Here is a 24,850-nt window from a genome sequence, read left to right on the forward strand (position 1 = left end):
AGCCCCCGGTGCTCCGTTTTGTCGGTGCCGGGGCGCAAGATGGGGGGCATGGACCTGCCGATCAGCCCGCCGCTGCCGCCGATGCTGGCCAAGGCCGTCAAGACCATGCCCCAGGGCGACCTGCTCTACGAGCCGAAATGGGACGGCTTCCGCTGCATCGTGTTCCGCGACGGCGACGAGGTGGAGCTGTCCAGCCGCGGCGAGAAGCCGCTCACCCGCTACTTCCCCGAGGTGGTCGAGGCGGTGAAGCGGGAGCTGCCCGAGCGGTGCGTGGTGGACGGCGAGATCGTCCTGCCGCGCGGCACCCGCCTCGACTTCGACACGCTGCAGCAGCGCATCCATCCGGCCGCGTCGCGGATCAAGCTGCTGTCGGAGGAGACGCCCGCCTCGTTCGTCGCGTTCGACCTGCTGGCCCTCGGCGACGAGTCGCTGATGGAGACGCCGCTCGGCGAGCGGCGCCGGCGGCTGGTCGAGACCCTGGCCGGCGCGAAGGCGCCGATCCACGTGACGCCCGCGTCCGACTCCTACGAGCTGGCGCTGCGCTGGTTCGAGGAGTTCGAGGGCGCCGGGCTGGACGGGGTGGTCGCCAAGCCGCGCGACACCGAGTACCAGCCCGACAAGCGGGTGCTGTTCAAGGTCAAGCACGAACGCACCTGCGACTGCGTGGTGGCGGGCTTCCGCTGGCACAAGTCCGGGCCGATCGTCGGGTCGCTGCTGCTCGGCCTCTACAACTCCGAGGGCAACCTGCAGCACGTCGGCGTGGCGGCCTCGTTCACCATGAAGCGCCGCGCCGAGCTGGTCGAGGAGCTCCAGCCCTACCGGATGGAGGACCTGTCCGGGCATCCATGGGCGGAGTGGGCGCGGCAGTCCGAGGCGACCGCCGACCGGATGCCCGGCGCCGTGTCCCGCTGGACCGGCAAGAAGGACCTGAGCTGGGTGGCGCTGCGCCCGGAGCTGGTCGTCGAGGTGGCGTACGAGGCGATGGAGGGCAACCGGTTCCGGCACACCGCCCGGTTCCGCAACTGGCGCCCCGACCGCACGCCCCGCTCCTGCACCTACGAGCAGCTGGAGGTGCCGGTGGCTTACGACTTGGACGACATCTTCAACGGCCCCGCGACCAGCCCCCGCGCCGATCGGTGACGCGGGGGCGGTGCGGGTCCAGGGTCAGGGCTGGGTCTCGTTGCGGATGGTCTGGTCGATGATGTTCTGGTCCGACTTCGCGGACATCTTCGGGGCGGCGTAGGGGCGCAGGTAGGTCTGCTTTACGCCGGGGACGCGGTCCTCGATGACGAAGGTCGCCTTCGTCGACACCGGGGAGCCCGGCGTCCGGACGGACGCGACCGTCCTGAAGTCGGCCTTCATCTCCTCCTTGCCGATCGTCGTCAGGACGTATCCGCGCTGGTTGTTGTAGAACTTCAGGTGCGGGTTGATGGCCAGGAAGGGCTGGCTCGCGGGGTCGGAGTCGGCGCCGTCGCCGGTCGTGCTGATGGACGAGCACACCAGCTCGGAGCCGACCGTCTTCGAGTCCGGGTCGTCATAGTTCGCCTTGAGGTCGCTCGCCCAGTGCGCGTGGACGTCGCCGGTGAGCACGACGGGGTTGCGGACGCCGGCGTCCACCCAGCCCTTGGTGATGCGGTCGCGGGAGGCCACGTAGCCGTCCCAGGCGTCCATCGAGGTCTTCTTGACGGGCCCGGCGGTGTTGTCGCGCTGGGCGAAGAAGACCTGCTGGCCGATGACGTCCCAGCGGGCGTCCGACTTGCGGAACCCGTCGATCAGCCACTTCTCCTGCGCGTCGCCGGTGATGCTGCGCTTGGGGTCGGTGGCCTCGGGGCAGTCCTTGTAGCCGTCGCCGCAGCCCTGGTCGTCGCGGAACTGGCGGGTGTCGAGCATGTGGAAGTTGGCCAGCTTCCCCCACCGGACGCGCCGGTAGATCTGGATGTCCGGGCCGTGCGGGATCGAGGAGCGGCGCAGCGGCATGTTCTCGTAGTAGGCCTGGAACGCGGCGGCGCGGCGGGCGCGGAACGCCTCGTAGGTCGGGGTGTCGGAGCCTTCCTCGGGGATGTAGCCGGCCCAGTTGTTCTCGACCTCGTGGTCGTCGAAGACGACGAGCCAGGGCGCGGCGGCGTGCGCGGCCTGCAGGTCGGTGTCGGACTTGTACTGGGCGTGCCGCTGCCGGTAGTTCGCCAGCGTGACGGTCTCGGGGCCGTCGTGGTCACGGATGTTGCCGCCGGGGCTGTTGTAGACGCCCTTCTTGTACTCGTACTGGTAGTCGCCGAGGTGCAGGACGAGGTCGGGGTGGTCCTCGGCGAGGCGCCGGTACGAGGTGAAGTAGCCGTGCTCGTACTGGGCGCACGAGACGAAGGCCATCGTCAGGGCGGGACCGAACGAGTCGGTGCGCGGTGCGGTGAGCGCGCGGCCGACGGGTGAGATGTGGTCGCCGGTGCGGAAGCGGTACCAGTAGTCGCGTCCATGCCGCAGCCCCTTCAGCTCGACGTGGACGGAGTGGGCGGCCTCGGGGCGGGCGGTGGCGGTGCCGCGCCGCTCGATCCGCTTGAACCGCTCGTCGGTGGCCACCTCCCATTTCACCTGGACGGCCTTGGACGGCATGCCGCCGAGGCCGTCCTCGGCGTGCGGGTCGAGGGCGAGCCGCGTCCAGAGGACGAAGCCGTCGGGGGCGGGGTCGCCGGACGCGACGCCGAGGGTGAAGGGGTCGCCGGGCGCGACGGTGCGCAGCCGGGGGGCGGCTTCGGCGATGCCGGGGACGGCGAGGGCGCCGGCCGTCAGGCCGCCGGCGACGAGGAAGGATCTCCTGCTCAGGGGGCGTGCGAGTGCGGCCATGGGGGCGGTGACCTTTCGGAGGTTTCCGGGGTGATCGCCGGAAAGCCTCATCAAGGCCGGTGGCCGCGAGGCACCGCGCGGGTGACGTCCGCCGCAACAAAGATGATCTTTTGCGGTCGCGCACGCGGGCGCGGGGAAGCGATGCTAAGCTGGCGGCTTACGAACTGCGCACAAAAAACCGCATCCTATGAATAGGAGTGTAGCCGAAGCATGGGACATCGTCAAGCGGTACCTGTCAAGCCCGCCGACGCGGAGGCCGCCCACCGGGCCGCCGTGCGCACCGAGCAGGAGTACGTCACCCGCCTCTACCAGCGGCTCGACGAGGAGCGGGCCAAGGCCGAGGCGGCGCTGCGGCAGGGCCCGGCCGCGGGCGGCGGCAGCGTCCTGCAGGCCAGGGTGGAGAGCGCCGTCGCGACCGAGGAGGCCGCGCGCCGGCTGGCCCGGCTCGGCGGCGTCGAGCACGGCCTGTGCTTCGGCCGCATCGACCACCGCGCCGACGCCGACGGCCCCGGCGACACCTTCTACATCGGCCGGATCGGGCTGCGCGACGCCGACCACGAGCCGATGCTGATCGACTGGCGCGCCGCGGCGGCCCGCCCGTTCTACACCGCGACCCCGGGCGCGCCCGGCACCCTCGCCCGCCGCCGCCACCTGCACCTGCGGCACCGGGAGGTCGCCCGGCTGGACGACGAGGTGTTCGACCTCGAGGGGCTGGACGAGGCCGAGCGCCGCGGCATCGTCGGGGAGGCGGCGCTGCTCGCCACCCTCCGCCGCGGCCGGACGGGCCGGATGAGCGACGTCGTCGCGACCATCCAGGAGGAGCAGGACCAGGTCATCCGGTCGGGCCTGCAGGGCGTGCTCGTCGTGCAGGGCGGGCCCGGCACCGGCAAGACCGTCGCCGCGCTGCACCGCGCCGCCTACCTCCTCTACACCCACCGCGACGTGCTGGAACGCCGCGGCGTCCTGATCGTCGGCCCGAACGCGACGTTCCTGCGCTACATCGAGCAGGTGCTGCCCGGGCTCGGCGAGACCGACGTCGTCCTCGCCACGGTCGGCGAGCTGCACCCCGGGCTCAAGGCGGCCGCGAAGGACGCCCCCGAGGTCGCCGTCCTCAAGGGCGACATCCGCATGGCGGACCTCGTGCGGGCGGCGGTCCGCGACCGGCAGCGCGCGCCCTCCGGCGGCCTCCGGGTCGACACCGACGGCCTCACCCTCGTCGTCGAGGCGGAGGCGTGCGAGCGGATCCGCGACCGTGCCCGTGCCCTGCACCTCCCCCACAACGTCCAGCGTCGCCGGTTCGTCCACGACATGCTGGAGGCCCTCGCCGTGAACCGGGCGGAGCAGTACGAGCGCATCATGGACGAGCCTCTGGAGGAGCTCGCCGGTCCTGACGGATTCCCGGCCTGGCTGCAGGAGCTCATGGACGAGGCCGAGGACGGGCCGCTCCTGGACGAGACGGACCTCCGCCTGGCCAAGGAGGCCCTCTGGCAGGACCCGGTCGTCCGCAAGGCGCTCGACGAGCTGTGGCCCGAGCTGACGCCGGAGCGGCTCCTGACCGACCTCTTCGCCTCCCCGGACGTCCTCGACCGCCTCGGCGCCGAGGTCGGCCTGCCCGGCTGCGCCCTCCTGCACCGTCCGGCCGGCTCCCCGTGGACGGTGGCGGACGTCCCCCTCCTGGACGAGGCCGCCGAGCTCCTGGGCGTGGACGACTCCGCCGAGCGGGCCCGCCGGCGCGCGGCCGACGCGGCCCGCGCCGAGGAGGCGCGCTACGCCGCCGAGGTCATGGCGTCGGCGGGCGGCACCAGCATGATCCCCATCGAAGACCTGATCTCCGCGAGCGAGCTGGCGGAGCGGCACGGCGACGCGGGCCCGCCGCTCACCACCGCGCAGCGCGCCATGGCCGACCGCCAGTGGGCCTACGGCCACGTCATCGTGGACGAGGCGCAGGAGCTGTCGGAGATGGCGTGGCGGACGGTGATGCGCCGCGTCCCGACCCGGTCCCTCACCGTCGTCGGCGACATCGCGCAGACCGGCAGCGCGGCGGGCGCCGCGTCCTGGGGGCAGATGCTCGACCGGTACGTCCCGGGCCGCTGGCGCGAGCAGCGCCTGATGGTCAACTACCGGACGCCCGCCGCGATCATGCGGGTCGCGTCCCGCGTCCTCGCCTCCGTCGCGCCCGGCCAGACGCCGCCCGAGCCCGTCCGCGACGACGGCCCGCCGCCCCGCGCGGTCGCGCTGCCCGTGGAGGGCCTCCCCGCCCTCGTCGCCGCCGAGCTGGCGGAGTTCGCCGACGCCGGCGAGGGCCGCCTCGCGGTGATCACGTCGGCGGCCCGGCACGCGCCCGTCCTGGCCGTCCTGCCGGACGCCGCCGTCGGCGCCACGCCCGAGGCCCTCGACTCCCCCGCGGTCGTGCTGACCGCGGAGGAGGCCAAGGGCCTGGAGTTCGACTCGGTGATCGTCGTCGACCCGGCGGGCATCCTCGCCGAGTCCGCGAAGGGCGGCCAGGACCTGTATGTGGCCCTCACCCGCCCGACCCGCCGCCTGACGATCGTCCACGACAACGACCTCCCGCCACTGCTCAGCGGGAGCCTCGCAGGCGGGTGAGGGTCTGGGTCAGTTCGGCGGTGATGACGCGGCCGGCGGTCGCGGGGTCGCGGGCGCGGATCGCCTCGACGAGGGCGGCGTGCGCGGCGCGGCCGTGGGACGCGTCGGACGCGCGGACGTCCACGAGGGCGACCAGGTCGAGCAGGCCGGCGCGCAGCACCGGGACGAACTCGGCGTGCAGGTCGACCAGGACGGGGTTGTGCGCGGCGGCGATCACGGCGGCGTGCAGGGCGATGTCGGCGTCGAGGAAGGCCTCCAGGGACGGGCCGGCGAACGCCTCGTCGCGGGCGGCGAGGGCGGCGTCGAGCGCGGCGAGGTCCGCGTCGGTGCGGCGCTCGGCGGCCAGCTCGGTGGCGCGGACCTCGATCATCATCCGGATCTCGTAGACGTCGGTGACGGAGGCGCGGCGCAGCCGGGTGGTGAAGTCCTCGTCGGGTTCGGTGGCGGTGACGAAGACGCCGGCGCCCTGCCGGGCCTGGACGAGGCCGGCGCCGGCGAGGGCGCGCAGCGCCTCGCGGACGGTGGAGCGGCCGACGCCGAGCTCCCTGGCGAGCGTGGTCTCGCCGGGGAGCCGGGTGCCGACCGGCCAGGAGCCGTCGGTGATCTGGTCGCGGAGCCGCTGGGCGGCCTGCTCGACGAGCGGGCTGCGGCGGAGCGGGCCGAGCGGCATGCGGTGGTCTTCCCTTCTGGTCGGCGGTCCCTACGCTAGCGTCTCCACAGGAACTCAGCTTGTCTGAGGAGCTGAGGTGTGGTTAGAGTGACCGGCATGGCGTGGCAGGCCCTCCTTCTCGGCCGCCGCGGCGGGGCCTGATCCGACCGGCACCCCGCCGCGGGGTCCGGTGCTGCCGGTCGTCCGGCCACCAGCGAGGACCACTGCCATGATCGAAACCACCGCCTTCCCCACGCTGCGCACCCCGTCCGGCCCCGTGGCCGATGGCGCGCCCTTCTGGAACCCGCAGCGCGGCAGCGCCATGCCGTCGCACCGCTACCGGTCCGTGCACGACCGGGTGCCGTCGCCCGTGCCCGAGATCGAGCGGACCTGGCCGTCGCGGCGGATCGAGCAGGCGCCGCTGTGGGTGCCGGTCGACCTGCGCGACGGCAACCAGGCGCTGGCCGAGCCGATGGACCCGGCGCGCAAGCGCCGCATGTTCGACCTCTTCGTGACCATGGGGTTCAAGGAGATCGAGGTCGGCTACCCGTCGGCGAGCCAGACCGACTTCGACTTCGTCCGGCACCTGGCGACGTCGGGCGCCGTCCCGGACGACGTGACGCCGGTCGTGTTCACCCCCGCCCGCCGCGACCTGATCGAGCGGACGTTCGCGTCCATCGAGGGCATGCCGCGCGCGGTCGTCCACCTCTACACCGCGACCGGACCGGCGTGGCGGGACGTGGTGCTGCGGCAGGACCGCGACGGCGTCCGCGCCCTCATCCTGGACGGCGCCGCGGACGTGGCGCGCCTGGCCGGCGACCGGCCGGGCGTGCGGTTCGAGTTCTCGCCCGAGACGTTCAACTTCACCGAGCCGGACTACGCGCTGGACGTGTGCGACGCGGTCACCGAGCTGTGGGACGCCTGCGCCGACCGCCCGGTCGTCCTGAACCTGCCGGCGACGGTCGAGATCGCGACGCCGAACGTCTACGCCGACCAGATCGAGTTCATGCACCGCAACGTGGCCCGGCGGGACGCGGTGATCCTGTCGGTGCATCCGCACAACGACCGCGGCACGGGCGTGGCGTGCGCGGAGCTGGCGGTGCTCGCCGGCGCGCAGCGGGTCGAGGGCTGCCTGTTCGGCAACGGCGAGCGGACCGGGAACGTCGACCTGGTCACGCTCGCGCTGAACCTGCACGCGCAGGGCGTCGACCCGTGCGTCGACTTCGCCGACATCGACGAGATCCGCCGCACGGTCGAGCACTGCAACCGGCTGCCCGTCCACGAGCGGCACCCGTACGGCGGCGACCTGGTGTACACCGCGTTCTCCGGCACCCACCAGGACGCGATCTCCAAGGGGATGGCGCACCACGCCGCGCGGGCCGCCGAGCTGGGCGCCCCGCCGGAGGAGGCGCCGTGGGAGGTCCCGTACCTGCCGATCGACCCGGCCGACGTGGGACGCGGCTACGAGGCGGTCATCCGCGTGAACAGCCAGTCGGGCAAGGGCGGCATCGCCTACCTGCTGCGCACCGGGTACGGCCTGGAGCTGCCGCGCCGCCTGCAGATCGAGTTCTCGCGGGTCGTCCAGCAGGCGACGGACGGCAGCGGCGAGGAGATCACCGCCGCCGAGCTGTGGGAGCTGTTCCGCGCCGAGTACGTCGACCGGGCGGGCCCGGTCGCGCTCACCGGGTGGCGGACGTCCCACACCGGTCCCGGGCGGCACGACTTCACCGGCGTGCTGCGCGTGGACGGCCGGGAGCGGGAGTACACCGGCTCCGGCAACGGGCCCCTGGCGGCGCTCGCCGACGCGCTGGCGGCCGCCGGCGTGAAGGTGGACGTGCTGCAGTACGTCGAGCACTCGACCGAATCAGGCCATGACTCCCCCGCCGTCGCGTATGCCGAGTGCCGCGTCGACGGCGTGACGAGCTGGGGCGCGGGGCGCGACACGTCCGTGCTCACCGCGTCCGTGCAGGCCGTGCTGGCGGCGGTGAACCGCGCGAAGGCCGGCTAGCGGCGGCGCCGGAGCGGGCGCCGCCAGGACAGGCCCGTCCCCGGAATGCGGAAGGTCATCTCGCGGCGCCCGTCGGCGGAGCTGCTGTAGCGGGCGCCGCGGACACCGACGCTGTGCCCGACGCCCTTCTTGGAGAAGTTGAGGCGGAAAGGGCCCATTCGCAGCGATTTCCTGTAACTCCAACCCATGCGCGGCAGGATGCCCGGCCGGTGGGGCGGAAACCCGCGCCCGCCGACCGGACATCCCGCGACTCCCGTTCCGGTCGGCCCGTTCGCGGAGCACAAGGGCAATTCGTGCCCAAATCCGGGCGGAGTTCGTCGAGTGGCGCCGTTTACGCGGCGCCGCTCGGCGAGGAGCCTGTGCCCCCGTAGAGATCATTTGCTCATCTCCCGGAGGTGCGGGTTGGCCAGGCGATCCCTGAGACGGACCCGGCGGACGGCGGCGCTCGCCGTGCTCACCGGCGCGGCGGTCGCCGTCGCCGGCGGCGCCGCGGGCGGCGGCACGGCGGCCATGGCCCGGACCGTCCCCAAGATCGTGGTGAAGGACGGCGTCACGCAGCCGGTCTTCTCCTACAAGGACGCGATCCGCGAGCACGTGTACGTGCAGTCCAGCGTCGACAGCGACCGGGACGGCAAGCCGGACCGCATCAATGTCGACATCATTCGGCCCAAGGAGACCGAGCAGGGTCTCAAGGTGCCGGTCATCATGGACGAGAGCCCGTACTACGACAACCTCGGGCGCGGCAACGAGAGCGAGAAGAAGACCTACGACGCCAACGGGAACCCGGTGAAGTTCCCGCTGTTCTACGACAACTACTTCGTGCCGCGCGGCTACGCGTTCCTCGCGGTGGACATGGACGGGACGACCCGTTCCGACGGCTGCCCGGTCAGCGGCGGCCCGACCGACGTGCTCGGCGGCAAGGCCGTCGTCGACTGGCTGAACGGCCGCGCCAAGGCGTTCAGGGCGGACGGCACGCCGGTCAAGGCGACCTGGACGACCGGCCACACCGGCATGATCGGCAAGTCGTACGACGGGACGCTCGCCAACGGCGTCGCCGCGACCGGCGTGCAGGGCCTCGACACGATCGTCCCGATCTCCGCGATCAGCAGCTGGTACGACTACAGCCGCATGAACGGCGTGAAGTACTGGACGGACGAGCAGCCGGGCCTCGCCGACGTCGTCGACACCGACCCGCCCGCGAAGTGCGCCGCCGTCAACGCCGGCCTCGACGAGGGCGAGGACGACGCGACCGGTGACTACAACGCGTACTGGAAGACGACGAACTATCTGCGCGGGTCGGTCACGCACGTCGGCGCGGTGCACGCGAGCATCTTCGCGATCCACGGCGTCAACGACCTGAACGTCAAGGACAACCAGTTCGCGCAGTGGTGGCAGGCGCTCGCGCAGCGCGGGATCACCCGGAAGGTGTGGCTGCACCAGCGCGGCCACGTCGACCCGTTCGACATCCGCCGCGACGACTGGGTGAACACGCTGCACAAGTGGTTCGACCACGAGCTGATGAAGGTCCCGAACGACGTGCTGAAGCAGCCGCGCGCCGACATCGAGGTCGGCCCGGACCAGTGGATCACCCAGCCGGACTGGCCGGCGAAGGGCGCGCGGACGACGGTCCTGCGTCCCCGCGCGGACGGCTCGCTCGGCGACCAGCGCGCCCCGGCGGGGGCGACCGCGTCGTTCACCGACGCGGCGGGCCCGCAGAACGCCGGCTACACCGAGGGCGACATGGTGTCGGACCCGACCACCGCGAAGCCGTTCCGGCTCGCGTTCACGTCGGGCCCGCTGCAGCAGACGGGGCGGCTGTCCGGGACCCCGGACGTGCGGCTGTCGGTCAAGCTGGACAAGCCGACCTCGAACGTGACCGCGCTGCTGGTCGACTACGGCACCGACACCCGCGTCGACTACCTCGGTGACGGCTCGGGCATCACGACGCTGACCACCGAGGACTGCCACGGCGAGAGCACCCCGGCCGACGACGCCTGCTACAAGCGGACGAAGGTCTCCACGATCACCTCGGACGTGAACGTGGTCGGCCGCGGGTGGCTGGACGTGCAGAACGCCGCGTCGCTGAGCGACCCGAAGCCGGTCACGCCCGGGAAGTACTACAGCGTCCGCTGGCAGACGCTCAGCCAGGAGTACATGCTCAAGAAGGGGCACCGCCTCGCGCTGGTCCTCGCCGGGACCGACGCCGACAACAACACCGAGACGCCCACCGGCGCCACGGTCACGGTGGACCTGTCGGCGAGCTCGATCCGCTTCCCGGTCGTCGCCGGGCAGGACGGGATGACCGCGCTGGACGTCCCCGAGCCGAAGGCCGCCTGGACCGGGCCGTCGCACGTGACCCTGCCGCGGCAGGAGCGCACGCTGTACTGATCCGGCACCGGAACCGCTGAGGCCGCCGTCCCCGCCCACCGGGGACGGCGGCCTCACCGCGTCGCCCGCGCTCGACGGCCTCAGCGCCGCCCGCGCGGAACGGCGTCAGCGCGTCGCGGCTTCGGCGGGGCGCTCCAGGCGAACCGGCGCCTCCACGCTGAGGACGAAGCCGCCGTGCGTGCGCTCCGCGGTGAGCGTGCCGCCCCGGGCCGCGACCCGGTCGGCGAGGCTGGGCAGGCCGATGCCGCCCGGTTTCGACCGTTCCAGGGCGGGGTCGGCGGGCGGCCCGTCCACCCCGTCGTTGGTGAGCCGCAGCCGGGCGACGCCGCCGACGACGGCCGCCTCGATCGAGCAGCGGGTCGCCCGGCTGTGCCGCAGGATGTTCGTGACGCCCTCGCGCAGCACGGTGGCGAGGACGGTGTCCAGGTCCGCGGGCAGGTCCGGGACGTCCACCGCGTGCGCGACCTCGATGCCCACCGCGGCGAGCGTCGCGCGCGCCGCCCCGGCCTCCGCCGCGACCGACATGTCCCGGTAGCCGCTGGTCACGCCGGTCATGTCGGCGAGCGCCTGGCGGGACATGCCGAGCGCCTCCGCGAGCTGCCGGCGCGCCTCGTCCGGCCGGGCGGCCGCGAGCCGAGCGGCCACCTCGTTCTTCACGACGACCGTGGAGAGGCTGTAACCGAGCAGGTCATGCAGGTCCCGGGAGAACCGCAGCCGCTCCTGCGCGACCGCCGCGGCGGCCATCTCCTCGCGCGCGTCCTGCAAGGCCGCGGTGAACCCGGCCATCCGCGCGATGCCGTAGACCAGGGCCGCGCGTTCGGCCGTCCACACCACGAAGTAGACGGTGCCCCAGTGCGCGGTGCCCCAGATGCCGAACGGGATGTCCTGGCAGACCAGCACGGCGGCCGCCGGCCACCGCAGCCGCCGCCCCAGCAGCACCGCCGCCGCACCCGGCAGGAACGGCAGGACCGCCCAGGTCGTCGGCCCGTAGAACGGCATCGGCGCGAACGTCAGGACGACCAGCCCGCCGAGGACCCCGTACCGCCGCGCCGCGCCCAGCGGACGCCCGTACGCCCGCAGGCACCCGTACACGTACAGCACGGCGTACGCGGCGAGGAGCAGCACGAACAGCGCCGACGGCCATGCGGCACGGTCTCCGCGCGCGAGGAACCGCAGCGGATACGGGACGATCATCAGCCCGAGCGCCGCGGCTCCGAGCACCGCGACCGTGCGGGTGGTGAGGTCGCCGGCGACGGTCCGCGCCCGCGCCGGCTCGGCGGGGTCGTCCAGCCGGGCGAGGTACTCGTGGGCGACGCGGCGGGTCGTGGCGAGAGCCGCCCGCGCCCCGCGCACCCCGTCGTCCAGCAGGTCGCGCGCCTCGTCCGGGCGCCGCCCGATCAGCGTCAGGGCGTGCTCGCCGCGCTCGATCGTCCCGGCCAGCGCGACGCCGATGTTCTCCTGCAGCCGCCGGGTGAACGCCAGCCGCTCGCGGGTGATCCGCGCCGCGGGCAGCGCCTGGAGGGTCGCCTCCAGCGCGGCCACCAGGTCCGCCAGCCGCGCCATGCCGTAGACGGCGACGCCGACGAACGCGGCCTGCCCGATGAGGAAGTACAGCGCCTCGGCGACCGTGGGACGTTCGGCCAGCGACAGCGGCAGGTCCGCGGCGAGCACCGCGCCGAACCCGGTCCAGGCGAGCCACCCGGGCCGGACGAGCAGCAGCACCGCGCCGCACAGGAACCCGACGTTGCCGTACCAGGTCGACGAGTACCAGATCATCGGGACGAACGTCAGGACGGCCTGCGCGGCCAGCGTCCACGGCCATGCGGCGGGACGCCCGCCGTCCAGCCGCCGCACGCAGTTGCGCAGGTGCAGCGCGAGCAGCGCGGCGAGCAGCAGCAGCGGCACGGCGCGCCGGGACGGCGGCAGGTCCGACGTCATGATCCCGACGAACCCGCCGAAGAAGAACCCGATCGTCACGATCGCGATGACGGCCTGCGCCACCCGCGGGACGACCGCCGCCACACGCTGCATGGCGGAAATCTACCGTCACCTGGGGCAATGTCCAGATAAGCGGCTACAGGGTGATCCGCCGGCCCGGATCGAGGAGATGGAAGCCGCCGGAGAACCCGGCGAACGGCTCCGCCAGGGTGTCGCGGCCCTGCGAGAAGTGCGCCCAGCCCTCGAAGTGCAGCGGGACGACCTGCCGGGCGCCGAGGATCTCCGCCGCCTCGGCCGCCGCGGCGCTGCCGAGCGTCAGGTCCGCGTCCAGCAGCGGGGTGCGCGCGGCCCCGGCGAACAGCAGCGCCACGTCGACGGGCGCGAACCGGCCGGCGATCTCCCGCACCACGTCCAGGGACGCGTTGTCGCCGCTCACGTAGGTGGTGGGCAGCCCGTCGCCGGCCAGCACGAAGCCCGTGACCGGGCCGGTCAGGTGCTCGGTGCCGTCCGGGCCGTGCTGCGCGGGCACGCCGGTGATCCGCAGCGCGCCGCCGCCGGGACGGGGCAGCTCGACCTGCTCCCAGTTCGGCAGCGCCCGGACGGTCCCGCCGAGCCGCTCGGCCGCGGCCTCCGTGGACAGGGTCAGCGGCGCCCGCTCCACGTAGGCGCGGCCGCCGTCGTCGAGGTTGTCGGGATGCTGGTCGTGCGAGAGCAGCACCGCGTCGACCGGGCCGAGGTCGTCCGGGCCGGCGACCGCGTCCATCGTCTTGGTCAGCGCCCGGTCGCCGACCGGGTGCTCGCCGGGCGCGTCGAACGTCGGGTCGACCAGCAGCCGCACGCCCCCGATCTCCAGGAGCGCCGTCGGCCCGCCGAGGTAGCGGACGGTCAGCGCGGATTCCGCTGGGGAGTGCTCGGGCATGGGGGCCGCCTTCCGGTCGTCGCGCTCGTGTCGATCACGCAAGTCCCCGGCGGCGCCGGAAATTCCCGGGTCAGGACGGCTTGCCGGTGTCCTTGCTGGGCTGCACCCGCTTGGGCTCGCCCGGCATCTTAGGGTAGTTGGGCGGATACGGCATGTCACCGAGACCGTGGTCGCGCTCGTCCCGGTCGGCCAGCTCCAGCAGCCCGTCCAGGGTGAACGCCGCGTCGTCGATCGCCGCGTGCAGGTCGCCGACCTTGGCGAACCGCTCCGGCATGGTGGCGATCGTGAAGTCGCGCGGGTCGACGTCGGCCAGCTCGTCCCAGGTCACCGGCGCCGAGACGGGCGCGTGCGGGGCGGGCCGGACGCTGTAGGCCGACGCGATCGTCCGGTCGCGCGCGTTCTGGTTGAAGTCGATGAAGACCTGCTCGCCCCGCTCCTCCTTCCACCACCGCGTCGTGACCTCGTCGGGGACGCGGCGCTCCACCTCGCGGCCGAACGCCAGCGCGGCCCGGCGGACCTCGGTGAACGTCCAGCGCGGCTCGATCCGCACGTAGATGTGCACGCCGCCCTTGCCGGAGGTCTTCACGAACCCCGTCATGCCGAGCTCGGACAGCAGGTCGCGGGCCGGGCCGAGCGCGACCCGGACGGCGTCGGAGAAGTCGGTCCCGGGCTGCGGGTCGAGGTCGATGCGCAGCTCGTCGGGGTGGTCGACGTCGCCGTCGCGGACGGGCCACGGGTGGAACGTCAGCGTGCCGAGGTTCGCCGCCCAGGCGATCACCGCGACCTCGGTGGGCCGCACCTCGTCGGCGAACCGGCCGCTGGGGAACGCGATCCGCGACGTCTGCACCCAGTCGGGCGCGCCCTTGGGGATGCGCTTCTGGTAGAACGCGTCGGACTTGCCGGCGCCGAAACCCGCCTGGCCGCGCGCGTAGTCCTCCCGGGTGGCCATCTTCGCGCCCTCGAAGACGCCCGCCGGCCAGCGCTCCAGCGTGGTGGGCCGGTCGCGGGTGGCCCGCAGGATGCCCTCCCCCACGGCGATGTAGTACTCCACGAGCTGCCGCTTGGTGTAGCCGTGCTCGGGGAAGTACACCTTGTCGGGATTGGTCACCTTGACGAGCCGATCCCCTACCGGGATCTCGATGAAGGGCGAGGCCATAACGGCACGTTAACCCACGGGCACGACAGTCTCCGGGCGCGCCTCGGCCGGGTACGGTCGAAGCATGGAGAAGATCCGCAAGAGCGAGGAAGAGTGGCGGGCCCAGCTCAGCCCCGAGGAGTTCCGCGTGCTCCGCGAGGCGGGCACCGAGAAGCCCTTCACCGGCGAGTACACCGACACCAAGACGGTCGGCGTGTACCGGTGCCGCGCCTGCGGGACGGAGCTGTTCCGGTCCGAGACCAAGTTCGAGAGCCACTGCGGCTGGCCGTCGTTCTACGCGCCGTCCGACTCCGACGCGGTCACCCTGATCGAGGACCGCTCCCTCGGCATGGTCCGGACGGAGGTGCGCTGCGCCGTCTGCGACTCCCACCTGGGCCACGTGTTCCACGGGGAGGGCTACGCCACCCCGACCGACGACCGGTACTGCATCAACTCGGTGTCGCTCACCCTCGAACCCGCCGAATGACCGCAACCGCGGGCACGTGCCGCGCGTCCCAATGGACGACGACGCGCCCGCGGGAGGCCATCATGGGCGAGCACGGCCCCTACGAGACCGCATTCCTCACCGGCGGCGCCGTGCGCGTCGCCCAGACCGCCCTGGTCGCCCTGCACGAGGGCGGCGGCGTCCGCGTGTCCCGGGGCACGCACCGGGTGCAGGCCGTGAACCGGGACGCGGACGACCCGGTCCAGGCCGCGCTCCTGGCCCGCGTCCCCGACACCGGCATCCTGCTCGGGGATCTCCTCCGGGCCACCGCCGCATCGGACGAAGTGCACGCGATCGCGGACGCGCTCAAGGAGGCGGGACTCGTCCGGGCCGGCCTGCGCGGCGCGCTCCGTCCGACCCGCGCCGGACGGGCCGCACGGCGCCGCGCCGTCGAGGACGTCCCGGCGGACGGCCCAGGCCGGTGCGCCGCCCTGGGCCCGGACGGCCTTGAGGACGCGAAACTCCGCGAGATCCTGCTGACCAAGGACCCGAAGCCGCTGAAGCTGGACCAGGGCCGGCGCCACGGCCACCAGAACCTCGAGTCCAGCAACCTCTCGGACACCCAGTACGGCCCCTGACAGAACGGCACTCAGGGCGTGTCGGGGACCTTGCAGTCGTCGGAGTCGCTCTGCTTGTTGGCGAGGACGACGCTGCCGTTGTCGCTGCTCTTGCCGTGGACGAAGACGCGCGGCTCGTCCTCGCCGCCGTCCTGGAGGTAGCCGACCGTCCACTCGCAGAGCGAGATCGCGGGCTTGGAGTTCTCGTCGTCCTCGCCGAGGTCGGTGTAGACGCGGACGAACGTCCCGCTGCGCCGGATGTCGGTGACGTGCTTGACGATCTCGCCGCCCGGGTCCTTGGACCGCAGGTACGGCAGGGCCTCGGAGGACAACTCGTCGGGGTCGTCGGAGTCGCCGGCCGCGGCGAGGGTCGCCCCCGCGGAGGACGGCGCGGACCGGGCGGTGTGCGCGGCGGCGGCCGCCCTCGGCGCGGTCCCGGAGCCGCCGCCGGTGAAGGCCAGCACGGCGAGCGAGGCGACGACCGCCGCCGACGCGGTGCCGGCGCCCGCCGCGGCGAGCCGGCGCCGCCCGGACGCCGCCGCGAGCATCCGGTTCCAGCGGGCGGACAGCTCGGACGGCGGCTTGGCGTGCCGCCCGCGGGAGGCACCGGCGGGAGTCTCGTTCACGGGCGGCACTTTACTGCCGTTGCGTCCGGATTCTGGGCGGATACTAGGGATCTATACGTTCTCGCCGGGCAAGATCCCCGTTCCTCCGTTACGGGAGGTTGGCGATGAGCTCGGTGAGGGGCTTGCGGCGGCCGGTGTAGAACGGGATCTCCTCCCGCGTGTGCAGCCGGGCGCGCGCGCCGCGCAGGTGCCGCATCAGGTCGACGATGCGGTGCAGTTCGTCGGCCTCGAAGGCGAGCATCCACTCGTAGTCGCCGAGCGCGAACGCCGACACCGTGTTCGCGCGGACGTCGGGGTAGTCGCGCGCCATCTTGCCGTGCTCGGCGAGCATGGCGCGGCGCTCCTCGTCGGGCAGCAGATACCACTCGTACGACCGGACGAACGGGTACACGCACACGTAGGCGCGGGGCTCCTCGTCGGCCAGGAACGCCGGGATGTGGCTCTTGTTGAACTCCGCGGGGCGGTGCAGCGCCATCTGCGACCACACCGGCTCGCTGGCGCGGCCGACGGCGGTGCGGCGGAACCGCGTGTAGACCTCCTGGAGGTCGTCGGAGCTGGGCGCGTGCCACCAGAACATGTAGTCGGCGTCCGCGCGCAGGCCCGCCACGTCGTAGGAGCCGCGGGTGGTGACGTCCTTCTCGGCCATCTGGTCGAGCAGGTCCCGCACCTCGGCGGCGTTCTGCTCGCCGAGCGCGCCGGTGTCGCGCACCCGGAACACCGACCACATGGTGTAGCGGATGACGTTATTGAGTTCGCGCGCCTTCGGCCTTGCCGCCGGCTCCGTCCCTGACATCGTTCGTTCCTCCTCGACTGCGCAGATGGTCCAGCACCCGGTCGGCCGCCGCGTGCGCCGAGGCGATGCACGCGGGGATCCCCAGGCCGTCGTAGGCGGCGCCCGCGACGGCGAGCCCCGGCTCGCGGGCGACCGCGGCGCGGACCCCGGCCACGCGGTCGGCGTGGCCCACGTTGTACTGCGGCAGGCCGCCGCCCCAGCGGGTCACCCGGCTGTCGACGGGCAGCTCGGTGACGCCGGTGGTGGCGGCCAGCTCCGCCATCGCGGCGGCCTTCAGCTCCTCGTCGGGCCTCTGGAGCAGGTGCTCCTCGCCGTACCGCCCGATGGAGCACCGGACGGCGATGACGCCCGGGTCGCGGTCGCGCAGGTGCGGCCATTTTACCGAGCTGAAGGTGACGGCCTTGACGCCGCGGCCGCCGGTCTCGGTGTCGCTCTCCACGCCGGGGACGAGGTATCCGCTGCCGTCCGGGGTCTTGGGGAACGCGGAGGCCTGGTAGGCGAGGGTGACGATCGCCATGCTGGCGTACTCGATGCCGGCCAGCTCGCGGCCGGCGGCGGGCACCTCGAAGCTCAGCAGGCGGGACGCGGGCGCCGCGGGCACCGCGATCACGACGGCGTCGGCGTCCAGCCGCTCGGGGTCGCGGGCGGACCCGATGGTGAGCCGCCAGCCGTCCGGGCGGCGCCGCAGCTCGCGGACGGTCGCGTTCACGCGCACCGTCCCGCCGGCCGCCTCGATGTCGGCGGCGATCAGCGGCGGCAGCCCGCCGAGCCCGCCGGGCAGGGTGGCGAACACGGGGCCGGGGTTCTTCGGCGCGGTGTCCCGGATGCCCTGGACGGCGTTGATCAGCGAGCGGTGGGCGCGCGCGGCGGCGGCGACGGCGGGCAGCGTGGCGTCGAACGACAGCCGCTCGGCGCGCCCGGCGTAGACGCCGCCGAGGAGCGGCTCGACGAGCCGGTCGACGACCTCGCGGCCCATCCGGGCGCCGATGTAGTCGGCCACCGAGACGTCGTCGCCGCGCCGCGTCTCGGGCATCACCAGGTCGAGGGGGACGCGGGCCAGCCCGGCCGGGGACAGCACCTGCGAGGCGGCGAGCGCCTTCAGGTCCGACGGGACGCCCATCACCTGGCCGGACGGGATGGGGCGGAGCGCGCCGCGGCTGAGGATGGCCGAGGAGGTCGTGCCCGGGTTCACCAGGTCGTCGCCGCGGCCGAGGTCGCGGACGAGGGCGAGGCCCTCGGGGCGGCGGGCGAGCATCGACTCGGCGCCCTCGTCGACCGGGATCCCGGCGATCTCGCTGACCCGGAGCTTGCCGCCGATCTGCGGAGAGCCCTCCAGCACGGTCACGCGGACGCCGGCGTGGGCGAGCGCGCGCGCGGCGGTGAGGCCCGCGATGCCGCCGCCGACGACGACGGCGTGAGAGGCGGGACGGGACGGGGTCATGCGTCCAGCCTTCCAGACGCTTCGCGAGGTCGCGCACCGGGGCGGCCGCAGCGGGGCGGCCGCGGCGCGGCGCGGTTTCTATCCCGGAGTGACAAGATCTCCAAGACCATGCCAGTAAATACTGGCGAACATGAACCTCTGGAGAGTTCCGCTCGCCGCCGCCGCGGCGGTCGTCATGGCCGCCGGCCCGACCGTCCCCGCCCCCGCCTCCGCCGCGACCCGCGGCGACTTCAAGCGGGTGTCCCTGCCGTTCTTCTGGCCCAGCAACTCCCTGCGCGACGTCGACGCCGCCTCGCCCGACAGCGTCTGGATCACCGGATCCCAGGGCGAGATCACCCTCCCCGGACCGATCCCGGGAACGGGCACCTCGATCCCCGGCAACCCGGTCGTGCGCCGCTGGCAGAACGGCGACTGGGTGGAGTACGACCTCCTGGGCCTGCCGGGCCACGGCGGGATCAACGACGTCGACGCGGTCGGCCCCGAGGACGTGTGGATCAACGGCACCGACTACGACGCGAAGAAGCCCTACGTGGCGCACTTCAGCGGTTCGGCGTTCAACCAGGTGGCGCTGCCCCCGGGCATCACCGCCGCGACGCTGCAGGCGGACGCGTCCGGCGTCTGGCTCAGCACGCTCACCGACGTGTACCGCTGGACCGGCGACATATGGACGGACAAGTGGACGCACGTCACCGCCTTCCCGGAGATCAGCCTCGACACGGGCTACATCCGGGCCGACGATGACATCTGGCGCCTCGGCACGACCTCCGAGTGGAGCACGACGTTCGTGGCGCAGCACTGGGACGGGCAGTCCTGGAAGAACGCCCCCATCCACGCGGACGGTCTCGGCGTCGGCTTCGGCTTCACCGACATGGTCGCCCTGTCCCCCACGGACGCCTGGGCCGTCGGTACGGACTACGGGACGTCACCGGCCTCGGCCGTCCTGATGCACTGGGACGGGACGGCCTGGACGAAGGCCGCGGTCCCCGCCGGGCTCAACGCGCTGACCAGGATCATCAAGGGCGTCGACGGGGACCTGTGGGCCCTCGGCCACAACCTGGACGAGCCCGCCAAGCCGGGCCTGCTCCACTACAGCGGCGGGACATGGTCGCGGGTGCCGACCACCGCCGTCCCGAACCGGACCAACATCTACGCGACGGCGCTGGCGGTCGTGCCCGGCACCGGCGCGCTCTGGACGCTCGGCACCGTCAACATCGGCGGCCCCGTCGTCCTCACCGACGGCTGACACGCCCGCAACGGCGGGCGCCGGGTCACGGCCGCGCGGGCACGGCCGCGCGGGGGCGGCCGTGACCCCGGTGTGCCCGGGCCGTGGCCGGATCGCGATGCCCGCGCCGGAACGGTGATCTGTACCACTCCGTCCAAGCGTCATGCTGAACGTCAGAAGCGTCAGGCAGGTCCCGTACGCACTGATCGTCCTTGTCCTGGCCGGGGTGCTGGGCGCGACGCTCGCGGCGTGCGGCGGCGGAGGATCCTCGGATTCGGGAGAGCGGAGCACGGCGGGCGGCGCCGCCGCCCCCGCGGCCACGCCGGGCGGGGACCAGGCCCAGCGGAAGCAGGCGGCCGGCGGGTCCGGCTCCGGAAGGGACGGGGGCGCGACGGCGCAGCCGCCGCTGCCGAGCGGCCGGGCCGTCGTCTACACCGCGGACCTCCGGATCCGCGCCGAGGACGTGGACGCGTCCGCGACCAGGGCCAAGCAGATGGCGAGCGCGGCGGGCGGGTACGTCGAGCACGAGTCCGGGTCGAGCGACCCGCCCGGCTCGACGATCACGCTGAAGATCCCGTCCGACCGGTACGCCGGCGTGCTGGACCAGTTGTCCCGGCAACTCGGCACCAAGCTGTCGCTGAGCCAGCAGGCCGACGACGTGACCGGCGAGGTCGCCGACGTCGACAGCCGGGTCCGGTCCGCGAAGGCCGCGCTCGCGTCGTTCCGCAAGCTGTTGGACAAGGCGACGACGGTCGGCGAGATCATCGACGTCGAGCAGGAGATCTCCTCGCGGGAGGCGGACCTGGAGTCGCTGCAGGCCCGCCAGAAGGCGCTCGCGCAGAGCACCCAGTACGCGACCGTGACGGTCACGCTGGAGGCGACGGCCAAGCCCGCGCGGCGGCACGAGGACCGCGGCGGGTTCGTCGGCGCGCTCGGCGACGGCTGGCACGCCTTCACCGGGTTCCTCGGCGGCGTCGCCGTCGTGTTCGGCTGGCTGCTGCCGTTCCTGGTCACGGCCGCGATCATCGTCGCGCCGGTCGTGGCCTACCGGAACCGCCGCCGCGGCCGCGGGACCGCAGAACCGGACCCCGGCACCGAAACCGGCGAGGAGCAGCCCGTCGCGGTGGGCGCGGGCGATCCCGGCGGCGAGCCGGTCCGCCAGGACCCGCCGCCGCCCCAGTAGCCCGTCAGTGCTCGGAGCTCGCCTCGTGGACGAGGTCGACGAGGCGGGCCAGCACGTCCGGGTCCGTCGACGGCAGCACCCCGTGGCCGAGGTTGAAGACGTGCCCCTCGGCCGTCCGTCCCCGGGCCAGCACGTCCAGCGCCCGCCGCTCGACCGTCTCCCACGGCGCGAACAGCACCGCCGGGTCGAGGTTGCCCTGCAGCGCCTTGCCCGGCTCGACGCGGCGGACCGCCTCGTCCAGCGGGACGCGCCAGTCGACCCCGACCACGTCCGCGCCCGCCTCGCCCATCAGCCCGAGCAGCTCGCCGGTGCCGACGCCGAAGTGGATGCGCGGGACGCCGAGCGCCTCGATCTCGGCGAAGATCCGGCGGGTGTGCGGCAGCACCGAGGCGCGGTAGTCCTCCGGCGCGACCGAGCCGACCCAGGAGTCGAACACCTGGATCGCGCTCGCGCCCGCCGCGATCTGCACCTTCAGGAACGCGATCGTGATGTCGGCGAGCCGGCCCATGAGCCGGTCCCACAGCTCGGGCTCGCCGTACATCATGGCCTTGGTGCGCTCCTGGTTCTTCGACGGCCCGCCCTCGATGAGGTAGGACGCGAGCGTGAACGGGGCGCCCGCGAAGCCGATCAGCGGCGTGGCCCCGAGCTCGCCGACCAGCCCCTGGACGGCCTCGGTGACGTAGGGCACGTCGCCGGGCTCCAGCGGGCGCAGCGCCTCCAGGCCCGCGGCGTCCCGGATCGGGTCGGCGATGACCGGGCCGACGCCGGGCTTGATGTCGAGGTCGATCCCGATCGCCTTCAGCGGCACCACGATGTCGCTGAAGAAGATCGCCGCGTCCACGGCGTACCGGCGCATCGGCTGCATCGTGATCTCCACGATCATGTCGGCGCGGGCGCACGCCTCCAGCATCGGCACGCCCTCGCGGAGCCGCAGATACTCTGGCAGCGCGCGGCCCGCCTGGCGCATGAACCACACGGGGGTGCGCGGCACGGGCCGGCGGCGGCACGCGAGCAGGAACGGGCTCTCCGCGAGCGGACCGGAGTTGTCAGCCGGGTTCGCAGCGGTGTCGTTGGGGCGGGCGGCGTCAGCGGTCACGTTGTGATGGTCCCACGAGAACGCGTACCGGGCGCACCGGGGTGACACCGAAGTGACGGCGGTGACCCACGAAGTTCCGGACACGCCGAGCGAAGTCCCGCATTCTGTCACCGGCGCGTGCGAACGTGATGCGTGTCATAGCCGAGGGAGGTTCCCCCTTGCACTGCTCCACCTGCGGTGATGAACGTGTGTTCGAGCAGCCGCCGTGCTCCGACGGGCACGGCGCGGAGTGCCCCGAGCGGGTCTGCGTCGAGTGCGGAGCGGCCGTCCTGGTCGACCCGCCGCTGACGTCCCCCGGCCCCGCGCACGGCGCGCCCCCCGGCCGGCCCGCCGCCGCGTCCCCGCGGGACCCGGCTCCGGCGTCCCCCGGCGGGACGGGCCCCAGACGCGCCGGCTCCTCGCCGGCCGCATCCGCGCGGGCCGTGGCCTGAACGCCGCGGCCCCCGAGACGAAACCCACTGTGCTGTGCCTGCATCCCCTCCGTTCCCTCCCGTCGCGCGCGGCGGCACCCCGTCCCGGCACCACCGACACGAGTCCCGCCCCCGCACCCAGGCCGGTCCGCCCATGAACCCTCCCGCCTTCCAGCGGGCCCTCGACACGCTGCGCGAGATCCTGGACGGCCCGGGCCCCCGGCCCGAGCTCGACCTGGAGGACATGCCCGCCCCGCAGAGCCTGGCCCCGTACGCCGCGGCCCTGTCCGGGTCGGTCTACCGCGACGACGACACCGAGGTCGCGATGGGCCGGCTGATCGTGCTCTACGACCCGGACGGCGCCAAGGGCTGGACGAACGGGTTCCGCGTCGTCGCCTACATCCGCGCCGACCTCGAACCCGACATCGCCGCCGACGAGCTGATCGGCTCCGTCGCCTGGGACTGGCTGCTCGAGGCGCTGGAGCCGGCCGGCTACGCGGGCGTGTCCGGGACGATCACCCGCGCGGTGTCGGAGAGCTTCGGCGACAAGCGGGACGAGCCGTCCACGACCGAGCTGGAGCTGCGCGCCTCCTGGTCCCCGACCGGCGACGATCTGGCCGGGCACGTCGCGGCGTGGTGCGAGGTGATGTGCACCACCGCGGGCCTGCCCCCGGCGGGCGTCGCCGCGTTCCCGGACAGGCCCCGCGGCACGGGATCCTGAGTCCCCGGGGCCGGCCGGAGGGCGTCCCTTCAGGGGAGACTCCGGCCGCGTTGGAGCCGGCGGGGGGCGCGGGGGGTCGTCCCTCCTCGGGAGGTACCGAGAGCGACGTACGGTAGGGGACGTGAGCACAGCGTCCGGAACCGAGGCGGCGGGGGAGAACACGGGAAAAGTGGGAGTGTCCGAAACGCGTGCCACCGGTCCCGACCGGGACTCCGGTGGCGAGGAGGCCGCCGCACGGCCGGCGGGCGCGAAGAAGGCGGCCGGGCCGGGCAAGGCGGTGCCCGCCGAGTCCGGTGCGGCCGAGGAGCAGTCCGGCGCGGGCGGCAGGGCCGGCGCGGTGATGCCGGGCCCCGCGTCCGGCGCCACGACGGCGCCCGGCGCGAACGCCGTGAACGCCGCCGGTGCCGTGAACGCCGCCGGTGCCGCGGGCGGTAACGGCGCCGGAGACGAGGCCGCCGGCGAGAAGGCGGCCGGCGACGAGCGGCCCCCGCCCGTGCTGCTGCTGGAACCGCGCGAGGGCGTCCCCCCGGTCGTGGTCGACGCCGCCGAGCTGGAACGCGTCATCGCCGCGTTCGCCGCGGGCACCGGCCCGGTCGCCGTCGACGCCGAGCGGGCGTCCGGCTACCGGTACGGGCAGCGCGCCTACCTGATCCAGCTGCGCCGCGCGGGTGCCGGCACCGCGCTGATCGACCCGATCGCCTGCCCCGACCTGTCCGCGCTGGACGCGGCGCTCGCCGGCACCGAGATGGTGCTGCACGCCGCCAACCAGGACCTGCCGTGCCTGGCGGAGGTCGGGCTCGTCCCGAAGCGGCTGTTCGACACCGAGCTGGCCGGGCGGCTGCTCGGCTACCCGCGGGTCGGCCTCGGCTCCATGGTCGAGAACGTGCTGGGCTTCCTGCTGGAGAAGGGCCACTCCGCCGCCGACTGGTCCACCCGCCCCCTCCCCGAGGACTGGCTGCGCTACGCGGCGCTGGACGTCGAGCTGCTGGTGGAGCTGCGCGACGCGCTGGAGGCCGAGCTGCGCGAGGCCGGGAAGCTGGAGTGGGCGCTGGAGGAGTTCGAGGCGATCCTGACGACGCCGCCGAAGCCGCCGCGCCCCGACCCGTGGCGCCGCACGTCCGGGATCCACCGGGTGCGCAACCGGCGCGCCCTCGCGACCGTCCGCGAGGTGTGGGAGGCCCGCGACAAGATCGCCCGCGAGCGGGACCTGTCCCCCGGCCGGGTGCTGCAGGACGCGGCGATCGTCGAGCTGGCGCTGAACCCGCCGAAGACCCCCGCCGAGCTGCAGGCGCTGCCGACCATGCGGGGGCGCGGCGCCCGCCGGCACCAGTCGGCGTGGCTGCGCGCGGTGTCGCGGGCCCGCGCGGTGCCCGACCGGCAGCTGCCCGAGGCGAACCTGCCCGGCGACGGGCCGCCGCCCGCGCACCGCTGGGCCGACCGCGACCCCGAGGCCGCCAAGCGGCTGACCGCCGCCCGCGCCGTCGTCGCCGCGCTCGCCGACGAGCACTCGATGCCGTCGGAGAACCTGATCCAGCCCGACTTCGTCCGGCGGCTCGCGTGGACGCCGCCGGAGGAGCCGTCGGCGTCGGCGATCGGCGCGGCGCTGCGCGCGCTGGGCGCGCGCCGCTGGCAGGTCGAGCTGACGGCGCAGCCGATCGCGCGCGCGTTCCTGCGGCTCGACTTCCCGCAGTGACCGCCGCCGCCGTGGTGCGCCGCCGCATGTGAGGCGCGTCTCGTCGGGCGAGGTGAGGCGATCGGGTCTTGCGGGGGGCGCCGCCGAGGCACACACTGGCTTAGGTTAGCTTTGCCTAAACCAT

21 protein-coding genes are annotated in these 24,850 nt (G+C 73.8%); 11 read left to right on the top strand and 10 right to left on the bottom strand.

Translation table 11 applies throughout. From position 1 onward, the window contains the following. Positions 1 to 48 precede the first annotated feature (48 nt). Positions 49 to 1,140 (top strand): ATP-dependent DNA ligase, encoded by a 1,092-nt coding sequence (locus tag AB0C78_RS28400; protein WP_360753509.1) that lies wholly within the window; start codon positions 49 to 51, stop codon positions 1,138 to 1,140. Between the two features lie 24 nt (positions 1,141 to 1,164). Here AB0C78_RS28400 and AB0C78_RS28405 read toward each other — a convergent pair whose 3' ends face one another. Continuing rightward, positions 1,165 to 2,838: an alkaline phosphatase D family protein gene (locus AB0C78_RS28405; protein ID WP_360753511.1), complete on the bottom strand. Its 1,674-nt coding sequence runs from the start codon at positions 2,836 to 2,838 to the stop codon at positions 1,165 to 1,167. Positions 2,839 to 3,048: 210 nt separating this feature from the next. Between AB0C78_RS28405 and AB0C78_RS28410 the strand changes: the two genes are divergently transcribed. After that, positions 3,049 to 5,442, top strand: coding sequence for a helicase (locus AB0C78_RS28410; RefSeq protein WP_360753514.1), 2,394 nt, complete (start codon positions 3,049 to 3,051; stop codon positions 5,440 to 5,442). Here AB0C78_RS28410 and AB0C78_RS28415 read toward each other — a convergent pair. Beyond that, positions 5,417 to 6,112, bottom strand: coding sequence for an FCD domain-containing protein (locus tag AB0C78_RS28415; RefSeq protein ID WP_360753517.1), 696 nt, complete (start codon positions 6,110 to 6,112; stop codon positions 5,417 to 5,419). The two genes, AB0C78_RS28410 and AB0C78_RS28415, sit on opposite strands and share 26 nt — an antisense overlap. Before the next feature lie 301 nt (positions 6,113 to 6,413). On the opposite strand from AB0C78_RS28415, the gene leuA reads away from it, so the two are divergent. Beyond that, complete coding sequence (gene leuA / locus AB0C78_RS28420) at positions 6,414 to 8,099, top strand: 2-isopropylmalate synthase (RefSeq protein WP_360753587.1); 1,686 nt, start codon at positions 6,414 to 6,416, stop codon at positions 8,097 to 8,099. Here the strand turns inward: leuA and AB0C78_RS28425 are convergent. Further along, the gene (locus AB0C78_RS28425) at positions 8,096 to 8,287 is read right to left on the bottom strand and encodes a DUF4236 domain-containing protein (RefSeq protein ID WP_151543641.1); all 192 of its coding nucleotides are present in this window, start codon (positions 8,285 to 8,287) and stop codon (positions 8,096 to 8,098) included. The two genes, leuA and AB0C78_RS28425, sit on opposite strands and share 4 nt — an antisense overlap. A 214-nt stretch (positions 8,288 to 8,501) precedes the next feature. On the opposite strand from AB0C78_RS28425, the gene AB0C78_RS28430 reads away from it, so the two are divergent. Continuing rightward, complete coding sequence (locus tag AB0C78_RS28430) at positions 8,502 to 10,487, top strand: Xaa-Pro dipeptidyl-peptidase (protein WP_360753520.1); 1,986 nt, start codon at positions 8,502 to 8,504, stop codon at positions 10,485 to 10,487. Positions 10,488 to 10,592: 105 nt separating this feature from the next. On the opposite strand, the gene AB0C78_RS28435 is transcribed toward AB0C78_RS28430, so the two are convergent. The 3 genes from AB0C78_RS28435 to AB0C78_RS28445 form a co-directional block, all read right to left on the bottom strand. Further along, positions 10,593 to 12,518 carry a histidine kinase gene (locus AB0C78_RS28435; protein WP_360753522.1) on the bottom strand — a complete coding sequence of 642 codons (1,926 nt, stop codon included), beginning with the start codon at positions 12,516 to 12,518 and terminating at the stop codon, positions 10,593 to 10,595. A 43-nt stretch (positions 12,519 to 12,561) separates the two neighbouring features. After that, positions 12,562 to 13,344 (bottom strand): MBL fold metallo-hydrolase, encoded by a 783-nt coding sequence (locus tag AB0C78_RS28440; RefSeq protein ID WP_360753524.1) that lies wholly within the window; start codon positions 13,342 to 13,344, stop codon positions 12,562 to 12,564. Positions 13,345 to 13,414: 70 nt separating this feature from the next. Next, positions 13,415 to 14,500: a DNA polymerase domain-containing protein gene (locus AB0C78_RS28445; protein ID WP_360753527.1), complete on the bottom strand. Its 1,086-nt coding sequence runs from the start codon at positions 14,498 to 14,500 to the stop codon at positions 13,415 to 13,417. 64 nt (positions 14,501 to 14,564) lie between these two features. Here AB0C78_RS28445 and msrB point away from each other — a divergent pair, with 64 nt between their 5' ends. Both msrB and AB0C78_RS28455 read left to right on the top strand, forming a co-directional pair. Further along, entirely contained in the window at positions 14,565 to 14,966 is a 402-nt protein-coding gene (msrB, locus tag AB0C78_RS28450; protein ID WP_151595920.1) for a peptide-methionine (R)-S-oxide reductase MsrB, read from the top strand. Next, the gene (locus tag AB0C78_RS28455; protein WP_360753531.1) at positions 14,963 to 15,562 is read left to right on the top strand and encodes a TIGR04222 domain-containing membrane protein; all 600 of its coding nucleotides are present in this window, start codon (positions 14,963 to 14,965) and stop codon (positions 15,560 to 15,562) included. Before msrB ends, AB0C78_RS28455 begins: the two co-directional genes overlap by 4 nt. A gap of 11 nt (positions 15,563 to 15,573) precedes the next feature. Here the strand turns inward: AB0C78_RS28455 and AB0C78_RS28460 are convergent, their stop codons facing one another. The 3 genes from AB0C78_RS28460 to hemG all read right to left on the bottom strand — a co-directional run bounded on the left by AB0C78_RS28460 (position 15,574) and on the right by hemG (position 18,401). Next, positions 15,574 to 16,167: a hypothetical protein gene (locus AB0C78_RS28460; RefSeq protein ID WP_360753533.1), complete on the bottom strand. Its 594-nt coding sequence runs from the start codon at positions 16,165 to 16,167 to the stop codon at positions 15,574 to 15,576. A gap of 88 nt (positions 16,168 to 16,255) precedes the next feature. Continuing rightward, positions 16,256 to 16,960, bottom strand: a complete 705-nt coding sequence (gene hemQ / locus AB0C78_RS28465; RefSeq protein WP_360753536.1) for a hydrogen peroxide-dependent heme synthase — start codon at positions 16,958 to 16,960, stop codon at positions 16,256 to 16,258. After that, positions 16,911 to 18,401, bottom strand: coding sequence for a protoporphyrinogen oxidase (gene hemG, locus AB0C78_RS28470; RefSeq protein ID WP_360753539.1), 1,491 nt, complete (start codon positions 18,399 to 18,401; stop codon positions 16,911 to 16,913). The genes hemQ and hemG overlap by 50 nt, the downstream gene beginning before the upstream one ends. A gap of 130 nt (positions 18,402 to 18,531) precedes the next feature. Between hemG and AB0C78_RS28475 the strand changes: the two genes are divergently transcribed. Both AB0C78_RS28475 and AB0C78_RS28480 read left to right on the top strand, forming a co-directional pair. Then, positions 18,532 to 19,644: a hypothetical protein gene (locus tag AB0C78_RS28475; protein ID WP_360753542.1), complete on the top strand. Its 1,113-nt coding sequence runs from the start codon at positions 18,532 to 18,534 to the stop codon at positions 19,642 to 19,644. Between the two features lie 142 nt (positions 19,645 to 19,786). Next, positions 19,787 to 20,806, top strand: a complete 1,020-nt coding sequence (locus tag AB0C78_RS28480) for a DUF4349 domain-containing protein (protein ID WP_360753544.1) — start codon at positions 19,787 to 19,789, stop codon at positions 20,804 to 20,806. Between the two features lie 4 nt (positions 20,807 to 20,810). On the opposite strand, the gene hemE is transcribed toward AB0C78_RS28480, so the two are convergent. Continuing rightward, complete coding sequence (gene hemE / locus AB0C78_RS28485) at positions 20,811 to 21,821, bottom strand: uroporphyrinogen decarboxylase (protein WP_360753589.1); 1,011 nt, start codon at positions 21,819 to 21,821, stop codon at positions 20,811 to 20,813. Between the two features lie 269 nt (positions 21,822 to 22,090). Here hemE and AB0C78_RS28490 point away from each other — a divergent pair, with 269 nt between their 5' ends. The 3 genes from AB0C78_RS28490 (at position 22,091) to AB0C78_RS28500 (ending at position 24,726) form a co-directional block, all read left to right on the top strand. Beyond that, on the top strand, positions 22,091 to 22,333 hold the full coding sequence (locus AB0C78_RS28490; protein ID WP_360753546.1) for a hypothetical protein: 243 nt from the start codon (positions 22,091 to 22,093) through the stop codon (positions 22,331 to 22,333). Positions 22,334 to 22,466: 133 nt separating this feature from the next. Further along, complete coding sequence (locus AB0C78_RS28495) at positions 22,467 to 23,033, top strand: DUF3000 domain-containing protein (protein WP_151546495.1); 567 nt, start codon at positions 22,467 to 22,469, stop codon at positions 23,031 to 23,033. A 121-nt stretch (positions 23,034 to 23,154) separates the two neighbouring features. Continuing rightward, complete coding sequence (locus AB0C78_RS28500) at positions 23,155 to 24,726, top strand: HRDC domain-containing protein (protein WP_360753549.1); 1,572 nt, start codon at positions 23,155 to 23,157, stop codon at positions 24,724 to 24,726. Positions 24,727 to 24,850 lie beyond the last annotated feature (124 nt).

Source organism: Actinomadura sp. NPDC048394, from assembly GCF_040651755.1.
GTDB lineage: Bacteria > Actinomycetota > Actinomycetes > Streptosporangiales > Streptosporangiaceae > Spirillospora > Spirillospora montaniterrae.

Excerpts from the sequence above, each read along its gene's own strand:
- AB0C78_RS28495 (WP_151546495.1), top strand. The coding sequence starts at position 22,467 with ATGAACCCTCCCGCCTTCCAGCGGGCCCTCGACACGCTGCGCGAGATC.
- leuA (WP_360753587.1), top strand. The coding sequence starts at position 6,414 with ATGCCGTCGCACCGCTACCGGTCCGTGCACGACCGGGTGCCGTCGCCC.
- AB0C78_RS28445 (WP_360753527.1), bottom strand. The coding sequence starts at position 14,500 with ATGGCCTCGCCCTTCATCGAGATCCCGGTAGGGGATCGGCTCGTCAAG.
- AB0C78_RS28475 (WP_360753542.1), top strand. The coding sequence starts at position 18,532 with ATGAACCTCTGGAGAGTTCCGCTCGCCGCCGCCGCGGCGGTCGTCATG.
- AB0C78_RS28415 (WP_360753517.1), bottom strand. The coding sequence starts at position 6,112 with ATGCCGCTCGGCCCGCTCCGCCGCAGCCCGCTCGTCGAGCAGGCCGCC.
- AB0C78_RS28435 (WP_360753522.1), bottom strand. The coding sequence starts at position 12,518 with ATGCAGCGTGTGGCGGCGGTCGTCCCGCGGGTGGCGCAGGCCGTCATC.
- AB0C78_RS28480 (WP_360753544.1), top strand. The coding sequence starts at position 19,787 with ATGCTGAACGTCAGAAGCGTCAGGCAGGTCCCGTACGCACTGATCGTC.
- AB0C78_RS28410 (WP_360753514.1), top strand. The coding sequence starts at position 3,049 with ATGGGACATCGTCAAGCGGTACCTGTCAAGCCCGCCGACGCGGAGGCC.
- msrB (WP_151595920.1), top strand. The coding sequence starts at position 14,565 with ATGGAGAAGATCCGCAAGAGCGAGGAAGAGTGGCGGGCCCAGCTCAGC.
- AB0C78_RS28400 (WP_360753509.1), top strand. The coding sequence starts at position 49 with ATGGACCTGCCGATCAGCCCGCCGCTGCCGCCGATGCTGGCCAAGGCC.
- AB0C78_RS28455 (WP_360753531.1), top strand. The coding sequence starts at position 14,963 with ATGACCGCAACCGCGGGCACGTGCCGCGCGTCCCAATGGACGACGACG.
- AB0C78_RS28425 (WP_151543641.1), bottom strand. The coding sequence starts at position 8,287 with ATGGGTTGGAGTTACAGGAAATCGCTGCGAATGGGCCCTTTCCGCCTC.
- AB0C78_RS28405 (WP_360753511.1), bottom strand. The coding sequence starts at position 2,838 with ATGGCCGCACTCGCACGCCCCCTGAGCAGGAGATCCTTCCTCGTCGCC.
- hemQ (WP_360753536.1), bottom strand. The coding sequence starts at position 16,960 with ATGTCAGGGACGGAGCCGGCGGCAAGGCCGAAGGCGCGCGAACTCAAT.
- hemG (WP_360753539.1), bottom strand. The coding sequence starts at position 18,401 with ATGACCCCGTCCCGTCCCGCCTCTCACGCCGTCGTCGTCGGCGGCGGC.
- AB0C78_RS28440 (WP_360753524.1), bottom strand. The coding sequence starts at position 13,344 with ATGCCCGAGCACTCCCCAGCGGAATCCGCGCTGACCGTCCGCTACCTC.